The sequence below is a fragment of the Leucobacter sp. M11 genome (assembly GCF_035726885.1).
Classification (GTDB): domain Bacteria; phylum Actinomycetota; class Actinomycetes; order Actinomycetales; family Microbacteriaceae; genus JAPFRB01.
The window spans coordinates 15,169-17,120 of record NZ_JAPFRB010000001.1 but is presented as its reverse complement, the minus strand read 5'-3'; the positions used below and the strand labels follow the sequence as shown (position 1 = coordinate 17,120).

The 1,952-nt window shown below is 76.4% G+C and carries 1 pseudogene; it reads right to left on the bottom strand.

What is annotated here, in order from left to right:
- Positions 1–1,952 (bottom strand): annotated as a pseudogene (locus tag OOT08_RS00090) (hypothetical protein); the annotation flags it as partial.

Below are 1,952 nucleotides of genomic sequence, written 5' to 3'. Positions count from 1 at the left end.
CGCCCCGTCCCCGCCCGCGGTGACCCGCGTCGCGCTGCTTCCGGGCTGGACCGGGGTGCCGGTGACGCGCCAGTGCCCCTCGCCGACGCGGGCGATGCTGAGGCCCGGCGGGAGATCCTCGGCGGCGACCGCGAGCTGGGTCAGCGCGGGGTAGGCGTGGCTCGCGCGAATGTCGGCGCTGAGCGGCACGCCGACGGTGCCGGTGACGAGCGGGGGCAGCTCCAGGCGGCCCCGCTCCAGGACGGTGACGGTCAGGCGCTGCTCGCTCCGGTACCCCGCGGAGTTCACGGCCTCGATCGTGACTTCCCGGCGCGAACCCGAGCCGACCCGGGCGGAGCCGGAGATGACGGCGACGTTCGCCCCCGGGTGGTACAGCAGGCTGAGCCCGTCCGGGAGGTCGCCCTCGCTCACCCCGATGCGCTCGAGGCCGGTGCCCCCGGGGGCGATGGCGGCTCGGATCTCGTGCGCGGGGGAGACCGGGGTGCCCACGGCGGTGTTGAGTGCGCCGGTCGGGGCCATGAGCGGTGCGTTCTGCACGTCGATGACCACCGTGACGAGCGCCGAGCCCGCGGCGTTGCTCGCCCGGAAGGTGAGGGGGAAGCGCCCGGATTCGTCCGGGCCGATCCGGCCGCCGAGGGAGACGGTGTTCGCGGACAGGCCAACGGTGAGCCCGCGCGGGGCGTCGCCGGAGACCCGCTCCATCCGGATCGGGACGAGGTCGCTCTGGCCGCTGAGCTGGGCGGAGACGCTCTCGCCGGGCAGCACCTCGATCAGGGTGGGGCCGTGCACGACGGGGGCTTCGCCCTTGGGGACGGTCAGCTGGGCCCGAGCCGAGCCGAGGGCGGCGGTGACCTGCACGGTGCCCACAAAGGGGCCGCCCGTGAGCGTCGTGGTGGCCGAGCCCTCGCGGAGCGTCGCCGTCGTCGGAGCCACCGCGGCCCCGGGGAGCCCGGACGCGACCCAGCTGACGGTCGCGCCCGAGAACGCGGTGAGGGATTCGGGCGGCACGGCGTCGCCCGCCTGGTCCCGGAGCAGGGAGGCGTGCAGGGCGGCGCTCGGGTGCGCGCGGTTGAGCACGGCCGGGGCCGCGGTGACGGCGAGGGTCAAATCCGGGGCGGCGGCGACGGGCCGGTCACTGACCAGGGACACGCAGGCGGCGGAGCCGCAGCCCCACCAGTTCCGGGCGGTGCTCAGCGCGATCCCCGAGGCGAGGACCTCCGGCTGCGCGGGCGCTCCGCTTTCCCCGGGGGCCGTCTCCTCGGGGGCCCTGTCGAACCAGACGCCGGTGATGGTGGCCTCCGCCGGGGGAGCGCCGTCGCCCGCGGCCCCCGCGAGCGCGATGCTGTTCGCCCCGGTGTCGGCCCGGTTGCCGGCGAAGCGGCTCCGCTCCAGGCTGAGGGTGCCCGCGACCGCGAGCGCGCCCCCCGGGGCGGGGCTCGTGTTGTCGAGAAACGCGCTGTCGGTGATACGGAGGTCGCCGCCCGAGAAGCGCAGACCGCCGCCCGCGCCAGCGCCGCCGCCGTTGTCCCGCACGGTTACCCCGGCCAGCACGAGCCGATCCGCCTGCTCGGCGCGCCCGGCCCCAGCCGTCAGCCCGGTGCCGCCGCCGGACACGGTGAGCGCTTCGACGTGGGTCGTGACCCCGCCCAGCTCGTCGGGATCGAGCGCGAGCACGGGGGAGTGGCCGTCGCCCACGATCCGGGTGCTCGGCCCGGCGCCACGGATCGTCACGGCGGCGGCGCCGAACTCACCGCTGATGAGGGTCGTCGAGCCGTCCCGGTGATTTGCGGCGCTCAGGACAAACTCCCCGGCGGGCAGGAGTACGGAGCCGCCGCCGTGATTGTCCGCGAGGCAGAGCGCGGCACGCAGGGAGAGCGGGCTCGGCACCCGGGTTGCGGCGGGGTCCCCGCAGGCGGGGTCGTCGAGGTCCTGCGTCGTGGTGACGGAGAACG